The following is a 21165-nucleotide window of genomic DNA, read 5'->3' as shown; positions in this document are numbered from 1 at the left end:
GCGTTTTTGGAGTTTAGTTCCCGTGAGTATTTATCAGCGCGTCTCCGTTGATGCGGCGCTCCATGTGCTGCGCGATATCAATCGCAATATGACGGTCACGCAAAACCACGTCACGACGGGGATGCGTGTCGCCAAAGCGGCCGACAACGCCGTCTACTGGTCAATCGCCACCACCGCACGCACCGACAACAAGGCGGTTTCGGCGATCCAGGATGCACTCGGCATGGCCGCGGCGACGATGGGGACGGCCTATACCGGCGTCCAGAACGTCATCGACGTTGTCTCGGAGATCAAGGCGAAGCTGGTCGCGGCCACCGAGGACGGGGTCGACAAGTCCAAGATCGACGAAGAAATCAAGCAACTGCAGGAGCAGCTGCGCAGCGTTTCAGAATCGGCAACCTTCAACAGCGATAACTGGGTGATCCTCAACAACGACGCGACCCCGACGCAGCCGCGCCAAATCCCGGCTTCCTTTATCCGCAACGCCGACGGGACAATTTCGGTCGGCATGCTCAGCTATCATATCGACAACACGCCGGTCGGGGCCACGTCCTCCAAGGATGCGCGCTATCTGATCGACGACCGGGCCACCGGTTCGGGCGAATACGGCGTGCTGACCTCGGCCTATTTCGCAACCGAGCTCGGCACCTCGCAGGACTATGTGCTGATGACCAGCAAGAACGGCACCACCACGGGTCAGGTGGTGATCTCCCTGTCGTCGAGCACGACGAAAGGCCAGGTCAGCGAAATGATCAGCGTCGTCGATGCGGCGCTGACGCAGCTGACCACGGTCGGGTCCGCCTTCGGCGCGTTGGAAAAACGCATCGAGCTGCAGAATGACTTCGCCACCAAACTGCACGACAACATCACCGCCGGCATCGGCCGGCTCGTCGATGCCGACATGGAGGAGGAGTCGAGCCGGCTCAGGGCGCTGCAGACGCAGCAGCAGCTCGGTCTGCAATCCCTGAACATCGCCAACGCGACCTACGACACCGTCCGGCAGCTGTTCCAGAATTTCTAAAGGCGATCGCGCCCCACCCGCCCTCGTGGTTCGAGACGGCGCTGCAGGCCTCCTCACCATGAGGGCTAGTTGTTGTGCTCTGCCGCGAGGTATCGGCGGCGGGGCAGTGCGTTCTCCGTTGGGCATGCGGCAACCTCTCTCCGGCCTCATCCTGAGGTGCCCCCCAGGGGCCTCGAAGGACGGGGCCGGCCACCGGTATTCAGAGGTAGTGGCAGAGGGCTGATCGTCGCGGCTGCCCTGTCAGCTTGATCGAGTTGCGAAAACTGGTGATATCAGCGCATTGCTGCAACACGGCTGCTGTTTCGGCGCCTGAAATTCTCCTATCAAGAGAATATTTTCATTTTCTTGCCGCAATCCTTGCCATTTGCTCGCATCAGCTTCGAACGGAGACCATCCTGTCCATGATCAAGAAATTCATACTTCTGGCTGTCGCAGCAAGCTATCTCAGCGCCTGCACGACGACCGATCCCTATACTGGTGAGCAGAAGGTTTCCAACACGGCCGGCGGCGCGGCGCTCGGCGCGCTTGGTGGCGCTCTCGTTGGTGTCGCCGTCGGCGGCGGCGGGCATGGCAAGCGCAATGCGGCGCTGATCGGCGCCGGTATCGGCGCGCTCGCCGGCGGCGCGATCGGCAACTACATGGACCAGCAGGAAGCCGAGCTTCGCGCCCAGCTCGAAGGCACCGGCATTTCGGTGACCCGCAACGGCGACAACATCATCCTCAACATGCCCTCGAACATCACCTTCGACGTCGATCAGGATGCGGTGAAGCCGGGCTTCTACCCGACGCTGAATTCGGTGGCGATCGTGCTGCGCAAGTTCAACCGCACGCTGATCGACGTCAACGGCCATACGGATTCGACCGGCAGCCTGCAGCATAACCAGGATCTGTCGCAGCGCCGCGCGCTTTCGGTTGCCGATTATCTCGGCGGCCAGGGCATCGACCAGCGCCGCGTCTCCGCCGTCGGCTTCGGCCCGTCCCAGCCGGTCGCCTCCAATGCAAGCGAGGCCGGCCGCGCCCAGAACCGCCGCGTCGAAATCCAGATCGCGCCGATCACCCAGGGCTGAGCCCCGTCTCGCAGCGTTTGCGGAAAGGCCGGGTCATGCCCGGCCTTTTCGTCAGTGCTGCATCGTCGCACCCTTGGTGATCTTGTCGACGATCTTCTTTTCGGCGCGTAGCGCGATGCCGACGACCTTGGCATCGTCGGGCGCAAATTCGGCGAAGACGGCGCGGTTGGCCGCGTCGTGGCCGGTGGCAAACATCTCTTCGATGAAGAGCGAGGCAGTGACATCCCGTTCCAGCGCGCGGCGGTGGATCGCCTGCATCACCGCCTCGTCGGCGGACAGCACGATGATCGGCTGGACCGACAAGGGGTTGTAGATGTTGCCGGCCCGATCGCGGTAGGGCTCGCCGAGGATCTCGGGATGCCCGCCCGCGATGCCGGTCATCAGGAAGGCGGTGACGTTCAGCTTCTGCCAGGCGGCAAGATTTTTTCGCAAGACGACGGCGATTTTGGTATCAAACATCAGACGGTCTTTCACCTATATCAGGGTTATGGAGTCTCGGGCGCCTTGAGCCAGGATCTACATCCGCAGGTCTTCGAAGGTCTTGAACGTTTGTGCACGGGGCCATTCGGCAATGGCATCCTGACGGCGCCGGCCTTTCCCGGCATCGAGCGCATCGGCGCGCAATTTTCCGGCAACGCCTTCGAACCGCACCGGCACGACACCTACGCGCTCGGCGTCACCGTGAAAGGCGTGCAGACCTTTCGTTATCGCGGCGAGCGGCGCTTCAGCCTGCCGGGACAGGTGATCGTGCTGCACCCCGACGAGGAACACGACGGCGGGGCGGGAACGGAGGACGGGCTGCAATACCGCATGCTTTATCTGGAGCCGGCGCTGCTGCTCGAATGCCTGGAGGCGGAAGGCCTTGGCCTGCCGTTTGTCGATGAGCCGGTCATCGGCGATCCGGCGCTGGCCGTCGTGCTGCTGGCCGCACTCAGCGAACTCGACCGCGAACTGGACGAGCTCTTCGTCGACGATTTCGTGTCACGGGTGACGGGCGGCTTGTCACGGCACGCGCGGTTGCCGCGCCGGCCGCTCGGGGCGATCGCCTGGCGGCAGACACAGGCGGCGCGCGATTATCTTGAAGCGCATGCCACGCGGCCGGTTCATTCGGGCGAACTGGAAGCGGTCACCGGGCTTGATCGTTTCGCGCTGTCGCGGCATTTCCGGGCGGCCTTCGCCACGAGCCCGCATCGCTACCTCCTGATGCGGCGGCTGCAGCAGGCCCGCGCCATGATCGGCGCCGGTGAGGGCATTTCGGACACGGCGGCGGCGACGGGCTTTGCCGACCAGAGCCATCTCAACCGCCATTTCAAGAAGGCCTACGGCATGACGCCCGGGCAGTGGTCAGCACTCGTTCATGGCAACAGAACGTCGCAGGCCTTGAGAAAACAAGTATCGCTTTAGTCGGGATTTTTGCTGTCAGGCTTATAGGCTGCCCGTGTCTTCCCGAACCTTCAGGATACGGTCGATAAGACCCCATTCGAGCGCTTCCTCCGCCGTCATGAAGCGGTCGCGATCCATGCCGCGCTCAAAGTCTTCGTAGGAACGTCCGCAATGCTCCGCGTATAGCCGCGTCATGCGTTGCTTGGTCTTTAAAATTTCCTCGGCGTGAATCAGCATGTCGGAAGCCTGCCCTTGAAAGCCGCCGGAGGGCTGGTGAATGAGGATACTGGCATTGGGCAATGCGGCTCTTTCGCCGGGTTCGCCTGCCATCAGCAGGAAGGATCCCATTGAGCGGGCCGTCCCCATGCAAAGTGTATGAACCGGCGCATGGATGAAGCGCATGGTGTCATACATGGCCAGGCCGCTGGTCACGGCGCCGCCCGGCGAATTGATATAGAGGTTGATGGGCTTGTTGGGGTTTTCCGCTTCCAGAAACAGCAGTTGCGCGCAGACGAGCGCCGAAACGGTATCGTTCACCTCGCCATTGAGGAAGATAATCCGCTCGCGCAGAAGCCGGGAATAAATATCGAAGGATCGCTCCCCGCGGCTGGACTGCTCTATGACCATAGGGACGAGTTGCATCGCTTCGCGCATCGGCGACCTCCAGACTTTGAGAATTTTAGGGGGAGGCTCGCCGTATCAGGCGGCGAGCATGAGGGGCGGGCTGTTGCTGTTCGCCGACGCTTTTGTCATTCCAAGGAATCTGACGTTCGTCAGTTCGTGGACGATCCGAAGGCAAGTGCCGCCAGTAGCATTCGGGGTGACCGTAAACGTCACGGTGCTTTCAAGGAAAGGCGGGTTATCCTCACGCAGCTTGTAGCGAACTTCCTGGCCGGGAGTGACGGTGATCGCATCGGGATCAGCCAATGCCTCCTTCGGCAACCACCTTTCCCGAAGTTCGGGAATGGTGACGGCACGCCAGACTTTTTGCGGCGGATCGCCCAAGTCAAACTCCAACTCGACGCCGCTATCCTGTTCCTTGGTCTTCCCATCGTTCATTGATCCATATCCTTCAGCAAGACTTTGAGTGCTGCGATACGCTCCGGCCAATAGGCGCGGTATTTTGCGAGCCACTGGGCGATGAGAGTCAACCCAGCGGGATCGACTTCGTAATTCACGAAACGCCCCTGTCGTTCTTCCCTCACGAGCTTTGCACTGCGCAGAACTGCGAGGTGTTGCGACATCGCCGGCTGGCTAATGCCCATACCCTCGCGCAAGGCGCTGGCGTTCATGCTCCCTGCCGCCAGCTTCTCAAAGATCGCACGGCGGGTCGGGTCTGCCAAAGCTCGGAAGAAGTCATTCTCGATCATGCTAACACATAAGCATGGACTTATGTGATTCGCAAGCCATTTCGAGGCAGCTTTCTGTTGCTGCGGAAATCCGAAGTTCAACGACTGAACTCTCAGCATCGAAAAATGAAAGGAATTCCTTGTCGCAAAACCGGTGTTTAAGCGACGGGGTTTGCAATCGCCTGACGTCCGCATCGGGTCAGAGAATACGAGGCTTCAAGTCCGGATTGTTGGGTCGATCATCAGGCGGGATTTTCGGCAAGGCCGGAGCGGCGGGCGATGAAGCGGGCGAGTGCCGGGCCGATCAGCAGAATGACGAGGAATCGTCCGGTCTGCATCGCCATCACGAAGGGCACGTCGACACCGCTCGAGGCCGCGATGATGGCGACGGAATCGGCGCCGCCGGGGCTGGTGGCGAGATAGGCCGTCAGCGGATCGATGCCGGCGAAGACGTGCAGGGCGGCCGCCATGCAGCCGCAGAGCGCCATCAGCAGCACGATGCAGGCCGATACTCTCGGCAGGGCGCGCGCTACATGCGAAAGGATCGAGCGGGTGAAGCGCAAGCCGATGCTCCAGCCGACGAGCGCATAGGCGAGGGCGAGCAGCCACATCGGCAGTTCGATCTTGATCAGGCCCATGCCCTGCAGGAAGGCGCCTAGAAAGAGCGGCACGATGATCGTCCCGCCCTGGATGCGCAGGCGCCGGACGCCATAGGCGGAGATGGTGGCAAAGGCGATCGTCGCGGCAAAGGCCGACCAATCGACCGCGGGAAAGAGGACGAGCGGCGGCGGCTCGGCGCCGTCAGCGGCCACCCAAAGGCGCGAGATCACCGAGGCGCCGACGGCGACGAAGACGACGCGCAGATATTGCATGAAGGCGACGAGCCGGGCATCGGCGCCATAGGCTTCCGACATGATCACCATGGCCGAGGCGCCGCCCGGCGAGGAGCCCCAGACGGCGGTCGTTCCGGGCAGGACCTGCCAGCGCGTCAATAGCCAACCGAGGGCAGTGGCAATGGCAATGACCGAGAAGATGAACAGCAGGAAGAGCGGCGCATCCTTCGCCATGGTGCCGAGAATGTCGGGGGTAATGGTGCGGGCCATCATCAGGCCGACGAGGACCTGGCCGAGTTGCAGCGGCCAGACCGGCACGCGAAGCTTTCCCTTGCCCACGCTCAGCGCCAGCACGATGGCGGCGACCATCGGTCCAATCAGCAGCGAGGCGGGCAGATCGAAGCGTTCGAGGAAGACGGTGAAGGCGGTCGAGAGCGTCAGCAACAGCGCCCATTTCGGCAGGCCGACATCGCGCAGCAGGCGGCTGAATGGCATGTGTCCCGTATCTTTCCTAGCCGGCGCCAAGCCCTGAGGCTGAAGGTGGGAGGAAGCTCCGGCGTGACGAAGAGAGGCCGGCAGCAACGGCCGGCTGGCGCAGGTCCGGTATAGAGGCGGGCTTCGGACGCGGTCAATTGCGAAATCTGGCTCTCGGTCCCTTGAGATGCGAATTTGATTCAAGTGATTGGCTTAAGTCGCTGTTTTTATGGAGCCGCCTTGTCCTATGCCTCAGAGGCGCACATGGGCGGCGAGGAAATCGAGGAGGGCGCGGACCCTGGCCGGCAGTGGGCCGCCCTGGCCGATATAAAGGGCGTAGAACTCCTCGATATCGCCGGGGTTTGCCTCTTCGAGCACCGGTACCAGGCGACCTGCGTCGATATCGGCGCGCACAGTGAAGGAGGCCAGCCGGGCAAGGCCGGCGCCGGATAGAGCGAGATGCCGCATGGCTTCGCCGTCTGCGACCTGAATGCCTGGTGTGATCGGGATCGTCACCGTCTCGCCGCTCTCGCGCATCGGCCAGCCCTCGATGGCGCGGGCATAGGAAAAGCCGATGCGGCAATGGCGGCGGAGATCGGCCACCGAGCGCGGTTCGCCATGACGTCCGAGGTAATCAGGCGAGGCAACGATTAGCTTGCGGGTGGCGCCGAGCTTACGGGCGATCAGACTGGAACTCTTCAAGGGCCCGGCGCGGATCGCGACATCGGCGCGCTCTTCCATCAGATCGACGATCCTGTCGGTATGGGCAATATCCAGGGTCACGGCGGGATGAAGCGCCATGAAGGCGGGCACGAGCGGCGCCAGCACATGATTGCCGAAGGAGCCGCTGGTGTTGATGCGGATGCGGCCTGCTGCTTCCTCGCCAGACGAGGCCTGACGTTCGGCCTCGGCGATATCGGCAAGGATGGCGATGCTGCGCTCGTAGAAGGCACAGCCCTCCGGCGTCAGCTGCAGCTTGCGGGTGGAGCGGTTGACGAGGCGGACGCCGAGGCGTGCCTCCAACCGGGCGACGAGCTTGCTGACGGCGGACGGCGTCATGCGCCGCGCCGTGGCGGCCGCGGAAAAGCCACCGCGTTCGACGACGCTGACGAAGACTTCCATTTCGCCGGAGCGGTTGATGTCCTGACGGGCCATGATGAACTCAAATCACAGATGCTTTGCTGAATGGCAATCTATATCATCGCATGGGGCGGGTCTATCTCAGGAGAAACACAGGAGACAGAGCCATGGAATATAGAAATCTCGGTGCATCCGGCCTCAGGGTGCCGGTCTTGAGCTTCGGCGCCGGCACTTTCGGCGGTAAGGGGCCGCTGTTTGGCGCATGGGGCAATACCGATGCCGAGGAGGCGCGACGGCTTGTCGACATCTGTCTCGAAGCCGGCGTCAATCTTTTCGACACGGCGGACGTCTATTCGGCCGGCGCTTCCGAGGAAGTGCTCGGTCAGGCGATCCGCGGCCGGCGCGATGCCGTGCTGATCTCGACGAAGACGGCGTTGCCGATGGGCGAGGGGCCGCAGGACTGGGGAACGTCGCGGGCGCGGCTGATCCGCGCGACCGAGCAGGCGCTGCGGCGGCTTGGGACCGACTATATCGACCTTCTGCAGCTCCACGCTTTCGACGCCTCGACACCGGTCGAGGAGGTGCTGGCGACGCTCGACGGGCTCATCACCTCCGGCAAGATCCGGTATATCGGCGTTTCCAATTTTGCCGGCTGGGAACTGATGAAGTCGCTGGCGACCGCCGAGCGCCACGGCCATTCGCGTTATGTCGCCCATCAGGTCTATTATTCGCTGGCGGGGCGGGATTACGAATGGGAGCTGATGCCCCTCGGCGCCGACCAGGGCATTGGCGCTCTCGTCTGGAGCCCGCTCGCCTGGGGACGGCTGACCGGCAAGATCCGCCGCGGTGAGCCGCTGCCCGCGGCAAGCCGTCTGCATGAGACGGCGCAATACGGTCCGCCTGTCGACGATGAGAAGCTCTACGATATCGTCGAGGTGCTGGACGCCATCGCAACGGAAACCGGCAAGACGGTGCCGCAGATCGCCATCAATTGGCTGCTCGGCCGGCCGACGGTGTCGAGCGTCATCATCGGCGCCCGCAACGAAGAGCAGCTCAGGCAGAACCTCGGTGCCGTCGGCTGGAGCCTGTCGAAGGAGCAGATCGAAAGGCTCGACGCCGTCAGCGCCGCGACGGCGCCCTATCCCTATTTCCCTTATCGACGGCAAGAGGGCTTCGCCCGGCTCAATCCGCCGATCGTCTGAGGTGCCGCGCAGAGCGGAGCGTCCTATGACAAAAGGGGAATGAAATCTTCTCCCATTCTTAACTGGACAGCCGCTTTGACTTGCCGCATACCCTGCCTGGTCCCACGAAACGCGACGGAGTTTCGTGGAATGGCAGGGAGATCAAAGAGATGGCGCTAAAGGACGCAAAGGCCGGCACACGCAACGAGGCGGGCATTGCCGCTGTGCTCGGCATTCTCAAGCAGAGCTTCGGCGAGCGCTTCCAGACCGGCCAATCCTTCCGCGAGCAGCATGCCCATACGACGACTTATATTCCGCCGCAGCTGCCAGACGGCGTGCTCTTTGCCGAGAGCGCCGATGATGTGAAGACGGCGGTCAGGACCTGCGCGGCCCACAGGGTGCCGGTGATCGGTTTCGGCACCGGCTCCTCGCTGGAGGGGCAGGTCAATGCCGCCAATGGCGGTATCTCGATCGATTTCAGCCGCATGAACCGGGTGCTCGAGGTCAATTCCGAGGATCTCGACTGCACGGTCGAGCCGGGGATCACCCGCGAGGCGCTCAACATTCATCTGCGCGATACCGGCCTGTTCTTTCCGATCGATCCCGGTGCCAATGCTTCGATCGGCGGCATGGCCTCGACGCGGGCTTCGGGCACCAATGCCGTGCGCTACGGAACGATGAAGGACAATGTGCTCGCCGTCACAGCGGTCACCGCCAATGGCGAGGAAATCCGCACCGCCCGGCGCGCCCGCAAATCTTCGGCCGGCTACGACCTGACGCGGCTTTTCGTCGGCGCCGAGGGCACGCTCGGTATTCTGACCTCGGTGACGCTGCGTCTGCAGGCGATCCCACAGAAGATTGCCGGCGGCGTCTGCGCCTTTCCGAGCATTAAGGCGGCTTGCGATGCCGTCATCATGACGATCCAGATGGGCATCCCGGTGGCGCGGATCGAACTGCTCGATGCCGTGCAGATGCGGGCGTGCAACGCCTATTCCGGACTTTCCTATGCCGAAAGCCCGACGCTGTTCCTCGAATTCCACGGCACCGACGAGACGGTGCCGCTGCAATCGGCAGCCTTCGGAGAGATCGCCGCCGAATGCGGCGGCGGCGAATTCCTGTGGACCGCCAATGCCGAGGAGCGCACCAAGCTCTGGAAGGCGCGTCACGACGCCTATTGGTCCGCAAGGGCCCTGGCTCCAGGGCTTGCCGCACTTTCGACCGATGTTTGTGTTCCGATATCGCGGCTTGCCGATTGCGTTTCGCAAACGCAGGCGGATATCGAGGCGCACGGGCTGCTCGGTCCGATCGTCGGCCATGCCGGTGATGGGAACTTCCATGTGCTGCTGCTGTTCGACGACAAGAGCGCCGAAGACATCGCCGCTGCCGAGAGCTTCGTGCAACGCCTCAACCGGCGAGCGCTCGACATGGACGGCACGTGCACCGGCGAACATGGGATCGGGCAGGGGAAGATGGCCTTTCTGGAGCAGGAGCTAGGGGGAACGGTGGATCTGATGCGACAGGTGAAGCAGGCGCTCGATCCGGACGGCATCTTCAATCCCGGCAAGATTTTTCATCACGGCTGAAAACGGAATATTCTCATGAACTTGGGCCTTGCCCCCGGCATGAATAGCGCTAGTGTCGGCAATAGAATCCCGAACAGTGTCGGCAACAAAATCCCGAATGGAGAATCCTTGCATTGGTAGGCCGGTTCCTCGTCTTTCTGGGGGGAGTGATCGTCGTAGCGCTGTTTGTGGCGCTGCTTGCGCCGCTGTTCATCGACTGGACGGATTTCCGCAAGAACTTCGAGGATCAGGCAAGCCGCATCATCGGCAAGAAAGTCACCGTCCACGGCACGGTGGATGCCCGCCTGTTGCCGTTTCCATCGGTCACGCTGCATGACGTGCGCGTCGGTCAGGAAGCCGATGGCACGCCGATCGTCAGGGTCGAGCAGTTTTCCATGGACGCGGAGCTTGCGCCTTTCCTGTCGGGCGAGGCGCTGATCTTCGACATGCGGGTCGTCAATCCGAAGGTGCGTCTGAGGTTGCTCAAGGACGGCACACTCGATTGGATGCGTGGCAGCCGCGCCGAAATTCCGGCAAAGACGGTCGTTCTCGAAAATGTGCATGTCAGCGGCGGCGAGGTCGAGTTCATCGACGACCAGTCGGGCCGAGGCCGCCGCATCACCGGCCTGAATGCGGAGATGTCGGCCAAGTCGCTTGCCGGCCCGTGGCGCATCGAGGGCGATGCGGCGCTCGACGGCGAACACGGGAATTTCTCGATCTCGAGCAGCCAGCCGGACGAGAAGGGCGTGCTGCACATGCGCACGAAACTTTCCCCTGATAAGCACCCGGTCAACATCGATCTCGATGGCGAGCTGAAGCTCGTCGACCGCAAGCCGAATTACCAGGGCCAGCTTTCGGCTGCGATCGAACACCGCAACAGCGCCAAGTCGGCCAACAAGAATGAGCAGCCGCCGCGGGTCAAGGGTCGCTTCGAACTCACCAACGAACGCATCCGCATTCCCGAATACCGGATGGAGATCGGCCCGACGGACGATCCCTATGTCATCACAGGCGAGGCGACGCTCGACACCGGCAACGCGCCGGAATTCCTGCTGACGGCCGACGGGCAGCAGATCGACGTCAACCGCATCGGCAATGAAGGCGCGGCCGGCAAGACGACGCGGGACCCCGCGGTTTCGGCGCGGCAGCGGTTGAATTCGCTGATCGATATCGTCGCGCAGGTGCCGATCCCGCAGGTGCCGGGCAAGGCAAGCGTGAAACTGCCGGCGATCGTCGCCGGCGACACGACACTGCGCGACGTGCAACTGGAGCTGGAGCCGGCCGGCACCGGGTGGATGATCGACAGCGCCGTCGGCACGCTGCCGGGACGCACCCAGGTGGAAGGTAAGGGCAAGCTCCTGCTTCAGGGCGAGCCGTCGTTCAACGGTCAGATCGTGGTGGCCTCGAACCAGCCGACAGGGCTCGCCTCCTGGCTTGCCGGCTCGGTCGACCCGGCCATCCGGCAATTGCGGCAGGCGGGTTTTTCCGCCAATGTCAGCCTCACTCATGAATTGCAGCGTTTCGAAAACCTCGAAATCGCCATGGGATCGGCGACGCTGAGAGGCCGGCTGGAGCGGCAGGCGGTCACCGGCCAGACGCCGACCCTGTCGGTAGCGCTGAACGGCGACACGCTCGATCTCGACGCACTGCAGGCGCTGGCCGGGCTTGCGACCGGGCAGGACACCGGCGACAACGTTCTCGATCACAAGATCGCCGCCCAGCTCAAGGCCGACAAGTTCACCGCCTTCGGGGTCGACGCCGAGAATGTCGAGACCACCTTCACGATCGCTGACGGAGCGCTTGCGGTCGACCGGCTGTCGGTCAAGAACCTCGCGGGCGCCGAGCTGACGGCGACGGGCCGGGCGGAAGGCTCGCTGCTCGACTACAAGGGCGCGGGTGAGATCACCTTCAAATCGCCCGATCCGGGCGGGTTCTTCACCATGCTGCGCGAGCACCTGCCGCACCACCCGGTGCTCGACCGGCTGGTGCGCAATGCCGGCTGGTACGGCAATACGGCATTGCGCGGCGCGCTGACTCTCGGCGGCGACGAAGGCAATGCGCTGACGGTGACGCTGGCCGGCGTGGCGAACGGCAGCCGCGTCAATCTCGACTATCGCATGTCCGATCTGCTGGCGCTGACCGGTAACGGTACGACGAGCCTCGAGGCGACGCTCGAAAACGCCGTGCCGTCGATCCTCTTCGGCCAGGCCGGCCTCGACCCGCTGCCGGTCGATGTCGGCGCCAATGGCCGCCTGACGCTCAAGGTGAAGGCCTCGGGCAATGATCCCGCCGATGCGGCGCTGACCTTTGCCACCGACCGGACTTCGTTTACCGCCAACGGCAAGGTCGATGTCCGGCCGCAAAGTTTCATGAATGGTCAGATCGCGCTTTCGCTCGATAGCGCCGATATCGACCCCTATCTCATCATGAACGGCATCGCCCTGCCGCAGACCGGAACGGGATTGCCTTTCGGCCTGCAGGTCAATGCCGCCGTCGACAGCGACAAGATCGCCTTGTCCGATATCAAGGGGCATGCGGCCGACAACGAGTTTTCAGGGGCATTGAGTTTCGACCGGAAGGCCGCCAAGACGACGGCGAGCGGCGCGCTGACGCTCTCCAAAGCCGACGCCGGCTGGCTGGGCGAGGCCGTGTTCGGCCAGATCGTCGATCCCGCCACCGGCGCGCTGACGAAGGCCCCGCTCGGCTTGCCCGTTTTCAAGGATCTCGATGTCAAGGTGAAGCTTTCGGCCAAGGAATTCTGGCCCGGCCTGCCGGAAACGGCGGTGTCCGATTTTACGAGCAACGTCGCCTACAAGGGTGACGAACTGCAGCTCAACGACATGGCCGGCAACTGGGATGGCGGCAAGCTCTCCGGCAACCTGCTCTTCACCAATGCCGATGGCACCGGCTTCCTGCAGACAAAGCTTGCGCTGGCCGATTCCGATCTTGCCGGCGTCATTTGGCTGCGTGACGGTGCGCCGATCGCCAATGGCAAGTTCGGCCTGTCGCTGTCGATGGAGGCCTCGGGCAAGACGATCGGTGAGATTGCCAGCTCGCTCAATGGTTCGGGAGAGCTGCGGCTCGGCGATACCAGCATACGCGGGTTGAACCTTGCCATCCTTCCGCCGCTGCTTGCCGCGACCGACACGATGCAGGAACAGATCAATGCCGGCAAGGTGCACCCGATCGTCGAGACGCTGCTCAACAACGGCGAAGCGAAGCTGCCGCCGCTCGGAGTTCCCTTCAACATTACCGACGGGACGCTGAGGGTGCAGAATGTCACCGTCGCCAATGATCTGGCCCGCGTCACCGCCGATGCGCAGATCGCGTTGCCGGAGGAGCGGATCAGCGCGACGGTCGGCATCGGTCTCAATCCGGGCAAGGAGGTGCTTCCCGGCGCCGAACCGGCGCTGAGGCTGAATTTCTCCGGCATGCTGCCGTCGCCCGGCAAGACGATGGATGTGACTGATATCACCAGCTACCTCTCGCTGCGGGCCTTCGAGCGTGAGCGGCGGCGCGTCGAACGGCTGCAGGCGATCGTGCTCGAAAAGCAACGGCTGCGCCGCGAGGCCGCGCTTTATCGCTTCAATGCCGCCGAACGCGTCAGGGCGGCTGAGATCGAGCGGCAGCGGCAGGCTGAGGAAGAGCGGCTGCGCGCACTGGCACAGGCAGCGGCGGCCCAGAAGGCGGCCGCCGAGGCGGAGGCCGCGCGCGCGGCGGAAACCAAGGACAAGGCCGATGCGCAGGCGAGGGCGGCCGCGGAAGCGGCGCGGCGCGGCGGGCAGGAACAACCCGGTCCGCTCAATTTCGATCAGCTGCCGGGCGTTCAGGCGCAATGAAGGCTTGACGGACGCGTGGGTTTTATCGGCAATCGTCGCAGATTTCGATGGACAATTGCGGCGTCACGGCTCGCCGCCGCCGGCCTTCGCCCAGGAAAGCACATAGAGCCGCAGCGCCGACGACAAGTTGCTGTCCGGCGGGCGGTGGTCGTCGATCTCGGAAATCAGCGCGGCAAGCGACAGCGAACGGCTTGCGGCGATCGTCTTCAGCTCGGCCCAGAATTCATCTTCCAGCGAAAAACTGGTGCGGTGGCCGTGCAGTGTCGCCGAGTGCTTGCGGATCATGACGGACGATTCACAGCCCAATCTGCTTTGAGGATCGATTCAATAAATCTGCGCAAGTGGCTGATTGCAGAATCCATTCCGGCTCTTCAAGCTTCGCGTGAAGCCTCATGCGCCGTCGTCATCCGTCTCGATCCGGCCGTCGCGATGGGCTTTGTCGGCCTTCTCGTTCAGGCTGCGCGTGAGCTGCTTCTCGGCCTTGGTGCGGCCGAAGGAAATGCGGTTCTGCTCGGCCTGCTTCTCCTTTTCGGAGCGGAGCTGCTTCTTGCGGAACTGGCGCAGATTGATGATTTCGGCGCTCATGCGTGTGGCTGAATCCCTATGAAAAAGGGAGGCTGAACCTCCCTTTGAAATCACTGCTTCTTGCGGAAAGAGTCGAGCGAGACGACGGAGCCAGGTTTCTTCTCTTCGCCGTCGGCCGGTTTTGCGCCGGCGGTTTCGTCAGGCTTTGCTGCCGCATCGACCGGATAGGCGGTGATCTCGCCGGACGGCAGGTCCTCGCCATCGGCAAGCGGCACGTCGAATTCGAGCTCGAAATTGACGGAGGGATCGTAGAAGCCGCGAATGGCATTGAACGGAATGACCAGCTTTTCCGGAACGTCGGAGAAGGACAGGCCGATTTCGAAATGCGTCTCGGTGATCTTCAGGTCCCAGAACTGGTGCTGGATGACGATGGTCATCTGCTCTGGATATTTCGACTTCAGGTGCTGGGAAATGCGCACACCGGCCGCACCCGTCAGAAAGGTGATGAAGAAGTGATGGTCGCCGGGCAGACGCCCCGTCGTTGCGACTTCCGCCAAAACCTTGCGGATGACGCCGCGAAGTGCATCCTGCGCCAGAATGTCGTAGCGGATATGATCCTGCCCCATGCTTTTCCTGTCTTTCGTCGGTTAGGAAGTCTTTTCACAAGGTTATATGCCACGTCCGGGCGCCTTGGGAAAGACCGGAACCGAGTCACGTTTTTTCGCAGCATACATGATTTCGTCAGGAGGGAGAAGGTGAAGGCTTCTGTTGCCAGGTGCCTTCGGACCCCGCCTAGAGGTGCGAACCACTAGGACTTTGATTGAAGTGTCACACCGCGATTAAGCAGCGAGACGAGCTTCCGCATAGTTGTCGTTTGCAACTACAATTTTAGCCCGATAACGGCGGTACAATGCCGAGCAAAAAGTCGATCTTTACACCCTTGTCGATCCTGTTTCGCCCCCATCAAAAGCCGGCCTTCGATGCCGCCGGTTTTTGGTGGAGGCGCCGGGTACCGCCCCCGGGTCCAATAGGTTTATTACACCGCTCATTTATTGCCATAGCCGGCCCGAAAGCCGGCAGGGTTGATATAGTGATTTCCTTCGCCCAAGGAAAGGGCAAACGTCATAAAAGCGTTATCTCCGGCGGCAGAAAGGATGGGAAAATGCTGGCCGGCGATTGGTTTCCTCAATGCGAAGGCTTAAATTGAAGAAAACGGAATCAGCGCGCCATGCAGCAATATCTCGACCTCCTGAAGCATGTGATGGAAAAGGGCTCGGACCGGGGCGACCGCACCGGCACCGGCACCCGCTCGGTTTTCGGCTACCAGATGCGCTTCGACCTCGAAGAAGGCTTCCCCGTGCTGACCACGAAGAAGCTGCATCTGCGCTCGATCATCCACGAACTTTTGTGGTTCCTGAAGGGCGAAACGAATATCGGTTATCTCAGGGACCACGGCGTCTCGATCTGGGATGAGTGGGCCGACGAGAACGGTGACCTCGGGCCGGTCTATGGCGCCCAATGGCGCTCCTGGCCGGCACCGGACGGCGGCCATATCGATCAGATCGCCAATCTGGTCAAAGGCATCGTCCACAATCCGAATTCGCGCCGCCACATCGTCTCGGCCTGGAATCCGGCCGAAGTTGATAACATGGCGCTGCCGCCCTGCCATTGCCTGTTCCAGTTCTATGTCGCCGACGGCAAGCTCTCCTGCCAGCTCTACCAGCGTTCCGCCGACATCTTCCTCGGCGTGCCCTTCAATATCGCTTCCTACGCGCTGCTGACGATGATGGTTGCTCAGGTGACCGGGCTTAAATCCGGCGATTTCGTCCATACATTCGGCGACGCGCATCTCTACCACAATCATTTCGATCAGGCGAAGCTGCAGCTGACGCGCCGGCCGAAGCCGCTGCCCTTCATGCGCATCAATCCCGATGTAAAGGACATCTTCAGCTTCACCTTCGAGGATTTCGAGCTGATCGGCTACGAGGCCGATGCCAACATCAAGGCGCCGATCGCCGTCTGATCCGGGATATTTCATGGCCGACATTCGCAGGACCATCATCGCCGCCGTTGCCCGCAACGGCATCATCGGCCGCGACGGCGACATGCCGTGGCGGCTGTCGAGCGATCTCAAGCGCTTCAAGGCGCTGACGCTGGGCAAGCCTGTGGTGATGGGCCGCAAGACCTACGATTCGATCGGCAAGCCGCTGCCGGGACGGCCGAACGTGGTGATCTCGCGGCAAGCGGCGATCGATCATCCCGATGTCGCTATGGCGCATTCGCTGGCCGAGGCGATGGACGCGGCTGAAAGGCTGGCGCGCGAAACCGGCGTCGACGAGATCTGCATCGTCGGCGGCGGTCAGATCTATGCGCAGGCGATCAATCTTGCCGACAGAATGTGCATTACCCATGTCGAGGCCGATCTCGACGGCGACGCGTCTTTTCCTGACATCGATCCCGATCTCTGGCAGGCGGCAGAGACAATCGCGGTGCCGGCCGGCGAGAAGGACAGCTATCCCACCCGCTACGTCGTCTACAAACGTCGCCACGCCTGAAAACGAACTATTTTCCAATTAAATTGACCAAGTTTCTCACGCTGCGTTGAAAGCCGGTGCGGCGATACCTATAACGGTCACCAACGCATTCGCCGGTCAGCCCCCACGGTCCCGGATGCGGGGAAGACTTAACGAACAACGAGGTTTTGATGCCCTGGAGCAATCAGAATGGCGGCGGCGGCCCTTGGGGCGGCGGCGGTAATAATCAGGGACCATGGGGTCAGGGGCCAAACCGCCCGCGCGGCAGCGGCGGCAAGGGCGGACCGCCCGATCTGGAAGACATTATTCGGCGCGGCCAGGACCAGCTGCGCAACATCGTTCCCGGCGGTTTCAATGGCGGCGTGACGGTGATCGTTTTGGCAATCGTCGCCGTCTTCTGGCTGATCCAGTGCGTATACACCGTCCAGCCGGACGAACGCGGCGTTGAGCTGCGCTTCGGCAAGCCGCGGGAAACGGTATCGATGCCGGGTCTGCATTTCCATTTCTGGCCGATGGATACGGTCGAGATCGTCAAGGTCACCGAGCAGCTGCTGAATGTCGGCGGCACGCAGGGCAGCAGCAATACGGCTGGCGGGCTGATGCTGTCGGGCGACCAGAACATTCTCAACGTCCGCTTCAACGTGCTCTATCAGATCAGCGATGCGCGCGCCTATCTCTTCAACGTCGAAAGCCCGGCGCAGACGCTGCAGCAGGTTTCCGAAAGCGCGATGCGCGAAGTGGTCGGCCGCCGTCCGGCGCAGGACGCGTTCCGCGACCGCCGCCTGGAGATCGCTAGCGAAGTCGCCAACATCATCCAGGATACGATGTCGCGTTATAATTCCGGCATTTCGGTCAACAAGGTGACGATCGAAGATGTGGCACCGCCGCGTGAAGTGGCCGACGCCTTCCAGGAAGTGCAGCGCGCCGACCAGGACAAGCAGCGCCTGGTGGAAGAAGCCAACCAATACGCCAACCAGAAACTCGGTCAGGCACGCGGTGACGGCGCCCGCATCCGCGAAGACGCAGCCGCCTACAAGGACCGCGTCGTCAAGGAAGCCGAGGGCGAAGCGCAGCGCTTCATCGCCATCGACGAAGAATATTCGAAGGCGCCCGACGTCACCCGCAAGCGGCTGTTCCTGGAAACGATGGAACAGGTGCTGAAGAATTCCAAGAAGGTCATCATCGAAGAGAAGCAAGGTGTCGTGCCTTATCTGCCGCTCAACGAAATCTCCAGACCGTCGCAGCAGGGAGGTTGAGCCATGACTTCGAACAGGCTTCCCGTCATTCTCGTTATCCTCGCCATCGTGCTGATCGGGCTTTATTCCTCGGTTTACGTGGTCAATGCCCGTGAGCAGGCGATCGTCGTGCGCTTCGGTGAGATTCAGTCGGTCAAGACCGAGCCCGGCATCTATTTCAAGCTGCCGTTCAGCTTCATGGATGCCGACCGCGTCCAGCTCGTCGAAAAGCAGAAGCTGCGTCTCGACCTCGATAACATCCAGGTGCAGGTCAAGGGCGGCGCGACTTTCGACGTCGACGCCTTCGTGATCTACTCGATCAACGATGCTCGCCGCTTCCGCGAAACTGTCTCGGGCGATCGCGATGCGGCCGAAGCGCGGCTGCGCACTCGCCTCGATTCGGCATTGCGCCGTGTCTACGGTCTGCGGGAATTCGATGCCGCACTTTCCGACGAGCGCGTGTCGATGATGCTCGAGGTGCGCGACGATCTGCGTCCGGATGCCGAGCTCCTCGGCCTGAACATCCAGGACGTGCGCATCCGCCGCACCGATCTGACGGCCGATGTTGCGCCGAACACCTATAACCGCATGCGTTCCGAGCGTCTGGCCGAAGCCGAACTCTTGCGTGCCCAGGGCACGGAAGACGGACTGCGCCGGCGGGCGGTTGCCGACCGCCAGGTGGTGGAGATCACCGCGGATGCCCAGCGCGATGCGGAAATCCTGCGCGGTCAGGGCGATGCCGAACGCAACCGCGTGTTCGCCGACGCCTTTTCCAGGAATCCCGCCTTCTTCGAATTCTATCGTTCGATGGCGGCCTATTCGTCGGCGCTTTCATCGCAGGACACGACGCTGGTGCTGTCGCCGAATTCGGAATTCTTCCGTTATTTCGACAATGCCGCCGGCGCCTTGCAGCCGCCGGCAAACGCGGCCGCACCCGCTCCGGCGGTGCCCGGCGCGACTGCTCCGGCGGCACCCGCCCAACCGGCGAACTGACGGCAGCGGATGCTGTCCGCATCCCCGACAATTCCGAAGGGCCGGCCCGAGCGCCGGCCCTTTTTGCATGGAATGATTGAGATAATCCGGCTTTTGCGAGGGCACGTCATATTGCACGGGGATTTCGCGAAAAGGTGATTTCACCCTCCATCATTCCGCCTTATGCTGGTGCTCAATGTGCGCATTTACCGCTTATGAGGAAGCTTGATGGCCCCCACGAATCGCTCGCCCTTCAGACGAACGCTCGCGCTTCTGGCCAGCGTCGCCATCCTGGCGCAAGCCGGCGTGAGCGAGGTTGCTTTTGCGCAAACCGCGCCTGAAGCCACAGCACCTGGGGTTGCCGCGCCTGCTCCGGCTGCTCCCGCACCGACGCCACCCGCACCCGCGGCACCGCAGCAGACCCCGACCATTCAGGGCGTCGTGCCGAACAACGGTCCGGCTTCCGTCGCCGATCTGGCCGAAGGGCTGCTCGACGCGGTGGTCAATATCTCGACCTCGCAGAATGTGAAGGACGACGAGGGCGTCGGCCCGGCGCCGCGTGCGCCCGACGGATCGCCATTCCAGGAGTTCTTCAACGACTTCTTCAACAAGCAGCAGGGCGGCAAAGGCCCCAATCATAATGTCAGCTCGCTCGGCTCGGGCTTCGTCATCGACCCAACCGGGTATATCGTCACCAACAATCACGTGATCGAGGGCGCTGACGACATCGAGGTCAATTTCGCCAATGGCTCGAAGCTCAAGGCGAAGCTGATCGGCACGGATACGAAGACCGATCTTTCGGTGCTGAAGGTCGAGCCGAAGGCGCCGCTGAAAGCGGTCAAATTCGGCGATTCCAGCACGATGCGCATCGGCGACTGGGTCATGGCGATCGGCAATCCGTTCGGCTTCGGCGGTTCGGTGACGGTCGGCATCATTTCCGGGCGCGGCCGCAACATCAATGCCGGCCCCTACGACAATTTCATCCAGACGGATGCGGCGATCAACAAGGGTAATTCCGGCGGACCGCTCTTCAACATGAAGGGCGAGGTGATCGGCATCAACACGGCGATCATCTCGCCGAGCGGCGGCTCGATCGGCATCGGCTTCTCCGTACCGTCCGAACTGGCTTCCGGCGTTGTCGAGCAGTTGCGCCAATATGGCGAGACGCGGCGCGGCTGGCTCGGCGTGCGCATTCAACCGGTGACAGACGATATTGCCGACAGCCTCGGCCTCGACACGGCCAAGGGTGCACTGGTCGCCGGTGTCATCAAAGGCGGCCCCGTCGACGACGGTTCGATCAAGGCGGGCGACGTGATTTTGAAATTCGACGGCAAGACGGTCAATGAAATGCGCGATCTGCCGCGTGTCGTGGCGGAAAGCACGGTCGGCAAGGAAGTCGACGTCGTCGTGCTGCGCGACGGCAAGGAGCAGACCGTCAAGGTGAAGCTTGGCCGCCTTGAGGACAGCGATCAGGCTGCCGCCGGTGGCGGGGCGCCCGATGGCTCGCAGGACGACGGCGTGATCACCCCTGATCCCGACGAAAACAACGACATGGACGAGCCGGATACCGGCGATCAGGCCCAGCCCCTGCCGGGTGCGCCCGCGCCGGACCAGCACCAGGGCCAGGTATCGCCGGATGCGGCAACCCCCAAGAACGTGCTCGGATTGTCGCTGTCGCTGTTGAGCCCCGAAACACGCAAGGCTTTCGGCATTGCCGAAAGCGTCGACGGCGTCGTCGTGACGGAAGTGGCGCCCGGCTCGGCCTCGGCCGAAAAGGGGCTAAAGCCGGGAGACGTGATCGTCGAGGTGGCACAGGAATTCATGAAGTCGCCGGACGCGGTCGCCGCCAAGGTGAAATCGCTGAAACAGGAGGGCCGCCGCAACGCCCAGCTGATGATCGCATCGGCCAATGGCGATCTGCGGTTCGTGGCGGTGCCGATGGAATAGGGGAGCTCTGGCGGCACTTACCGCCTAGGTGTCCTTCGTCGCCGATCCGCCGTGGGCGGTGCATGGGTGCCTGTTCGGCGGTAGCGAGCTCGCCCGCCGGTGTCTCTACCTCCCTCATTCCTGTGCTCGTTAAAGGAATCCAACCACGGCGCGTCTGCGCCGT

Annotated in this window: 20 protein-coding genes and 1 other RNA gene; 11 read left to right on the top strand and 10 right to left on the bottom strand. The window is 62.5% G+C overall.

Annotated elements, in window-relative coordinates:
- Positions 1-22 precede the first annotated feature (22 nt).
- Both AMC88_RS14415 and AMC88_RS14410 read left to right on the top strand, forming a co-directional pair.
- Positions 23-1021, top strand: a complete 999-nt coding sequence (locus tag AMC88_RS14415) for a flagellin N-terminal helical domain-containing protein (protein WP_012484469.1) — start codon at positions 23-25, stop codon at positions 1019-1021.
- A 401-nt stretch (positions 1022-1422) separates the two neighbouring features.
- Positions 1423-2088: a YiaD family glycine zipper/OmpA-like lipoprotein gene (locus AMC88_RS14410; protein WP_004673336.1), complete on the top strand. Its 666-nt coding sequence runs from the start codon at positions 1423-1425 to the stop codon at positions 2086-2088.
- 51 nt (positions 2089-2139) lie between these two features.
- Here AMC88_RS14410 and AMC88_RS14405 read toward each other — a convergent pair whose 3' ends face one another.
- Positions 2140-2547 carry a DUF2000 family protein gene (locus AMC88_RS14405; RefSeq protein WP_012484468.1) on the bottom strand — a complete coding sequence of 136 codons (408 nt, stop codon included), beginning with the start codon at positions 2545-2547 and terminating at the stop codon, positions 2140-2142.
- Between the two features lie 45 nt (positions 2548-2592).
- Here AMC88_RS14405 and AMC88_RS14400 point away from each other — a divergent pair, with 45 nt between their 5' ends.
- The gene (locus AMC88_RS14400) at positions 2593-3492 is read left to right on the top strand and encodes an AraC family transcriptional regulator (protein WP_012484467.1); all 900 of its coding nucleotides are present in this window, start codon (positions 2593-2595) and stop codon (positions 3490-3492) included.
- A gap of 21 nt (positions 3493-3513) precedes the next feature.
- Here the strand turns inward: AMC88_RS14400 and AMC88_RS14395 are convergent, their stop codons facing one another.
- The 5 genes from AMC88_RS14395 to AMC88_RS14375 form a co-directional block, all read right to left on the bottom strand.
- Positions 3514-4125 (bottom strand): ATP-dependent Clp protease proteolytic subunit, encoded by a 612-nt coding sequence (locus tag AMC88_RS14395; RefSeq protein ID WP_010023402.1) that lies wholly within the window; start codon positions 4123-4125, stop codon positions 3514-3516.
- A gap of 45 nt (positions 4126-4170) precedes the next feature.
- Complete coding sequence (locus tag AMC88_RS14390; protein ID WP_010023404.1) at positions 4171-4530, bottom strand: SRPBCC family protein; 360 nt, start codon at positions 4528-4530, stop codon at positions 4171-4173.
- Positions 4527-4841, bottom strand: a complete 315-nt coding sequence (locus AMC88_RS14385) for an ArsR/SmtB family transcription factor (RefSeq protein WP_010023406.1) — start codon at positions 4839-4841, stop codon at positions 4527-4529. Before AMC88_RS14385 ends, AMC88_RS14390 begins: the two co-directional genes overlap by 4 nt.
- Positions 4842-5062: 221 nt before the next feature.
- Positions 5063-6148 carry an AbrB family transcriptional regulator gene (locus tag AMC88_RS14380; protein WP_012484466.1) on the bottom strand — a complete coding sequence of 362 codons (1086 nt, stop codon included), beginning with the start codon at positions 6146-6148 and terminating at the stop codon, positions 5063-5065.
- A 231-nt stretch (positions 6149-6379) separates the two neighbouring features.
- Positions 6380-7282, bottom strand: a complete 903-nt coding sequence (locus tag AMC88_RS14375) for a LysR family transcriptional regulator (RefSeq protein WP_064825465.1) — start codon at positions 7280-7282, stop codon at positions 6380-6382.
- A 92-nt stretch (positions 7283-7374) separates the two neighbouring features.
- Here AMC88_RS14375 and AMC88_RS14370 point away from each other — a divergent pair, with 92 nt between their 5' ends.
- The 3 genes from AMC88_RS14370 (at position 7375) to AMC88_RS14360 (ending at position 13789) form a co-directional block, all read left to right on the top strand.
- Positions 7375-8409 (top strand): aldo/keto reductase, encoded by a 1035-nt coding sequence (locus tag AMC88_RS14370; RefSeq protein ID WP_010022891.1) that lies wholly within the window; start codon positions 7375-7377, stop codon positions 8407-8409.
- 149 nt (positions 8410-8558) lie between these two features.
- Positions 8559-9971 carry an FAD-binding oxidoreductase gene (locus AMC88_RS14365; protein ID WP_012484464.1) on the top strand — a complete coding sequence of 471 codons (1413 nt, stop codon included), beginning with the start codon at positions 8559-8561 and terminating at the stop codon, positions 9969-9971.
- A 113-nt stretch (positions 9972-10084) separates the two neighbouring features.
- Complete coding sequence (locus tag AMC88_RS14360; RefSeq protein WP_012484463.1) at positions 10085-13789, top strand: AsmA family protein; 3705 nt, start codon at positions 10085-10087, stop codon at positions 13787-13789.
- A 63-nt stretch (positions 13790-13852) separates the two neighbouring features.
- Here AMC88_RS14360 and AMC88_RS14355 read toward each other — a convergent pair whose 3' ends face one another.
- From AMC88_RS14355 to ssrA, 4 genes are all read right to left on the bottom strand, one after another.
- Positions 13853-14074 carry a ribbon-helix-helix domain-containing protein gene (locus AMC88_RS14355; protein ID WP_012484462.1) on the bottom strand — a complete coding sequence of 74 codons (222 nt, stop codon included), beginning with the start codon at positions 14072-14074 and terminating at the stop codon, positions 13853-13855.
- Positions 14075-14179: 105 nt separating this feature from the next.
- A complete protein-coding gene (locus tag AMC88_RS14350; protein ID WP_004677236.1) occupies positions 14180-14374 on the bottom strand; it encodes a DUF4169 family protein in 195 nt (64 codons plus the stop codon).
- 50 nt (positions 14375-14424) lie between these two features.
- Positions 14425-14940 carry an SspB family protein gene (locus AMC88_RS14345; RefSeq protein WP_012484461.1) on the bottom strand — a complete coding sequence of 172 codons (516 nt, stop codon included), beginning with the start codon at positions 14938-14940 and terminating at the stop codon, positions 14425-14427.
- Positions 14941-15068: 128 nt separating this feature from the next.
- Positions 15069-15431: a transfer-messenger RNA gene (gene ssrA, locus AMC88_RS14340) on the bottom strand.
- Positions 15432-15542: 111 nt separating this feature from the next.
- Between ssrA and AMC88_RS14335 the strand changes: the two genes are divergently transcribed.
- The 5 genes from AMC88_RS14335 (at position 15543) to AMC88_RS14315 (ending at position 21002) form a co-directional block, all read left to right on the top strand.
- Entirely contained in the window at positions 15543-16337 is a 795-nt protein-coding gene (locus tag AMC88_RS14335; protein WP_064825464.1) for a thymidylate synthase, read from the top strand.
- A 13-nt stretch (positions 16338-16350) separates the two neighbouring features.
- A complete protein-coding gene (locus AMC88_RS14330) occupies positions 16351-16869 on the top strand; it encodes a dihydrofolate reductase (protein WP_012484458.1) in 519 nt (172 codons plus the stop codon).
- A gap of 149 nt (positions 16870-17018) precedes the next feature.
- Positions 17019-18104: an FtsH protease activity modulator HflK gene (gene hflK / locus AMC88_RS14325; protein ID WP_004677233.1), complete on the top strand. Its 1086-nt coding sequence runs from the start codon at positions 17019-17021 to the stop codon at positions 18102-18104.
- 3 nt (positions 18105-18107) lie between these two features.
- On the top strand, positions 18108-19076 hold the full coding sequence (gene hflC, locus AMC88_RS14320; protein ID WP_004677232.1) for a protease modulator HflC: 969 nt from the start codon (positions 18108-18110) through the stop codon (positions 19074-19076).
- 207 nt (positions 19077-19283) lie between these two features.
- Complete coding sequence (locus tag AMC88_RS14315) at positions 19284-21002, top strand: DegQ family serine endoprotease (RefSeq protein ID WP_012484457.1); 1719 nt, start codon at positions 19284-19286, stop codon at positions 21000-21002.
- Positions 21003-21165 lie beyond the last annotated feature (163 nt).

Source organism: Rhizobium phaseoli, assembly GCF_001664385.1.
Classification (GTDB): domain Bacteria; phylum Pseudomonadota; class Alphaproteobacteria; order Rhizobiales; family Rhizobiaceae; genus Rhizobium; species Rhizobium phaseoli.
The sequence above is the reverse complement of the archived record's forward strand: the minus strand, read 5'-3'. Positions and strand labels throughout refer to the sequence as shown.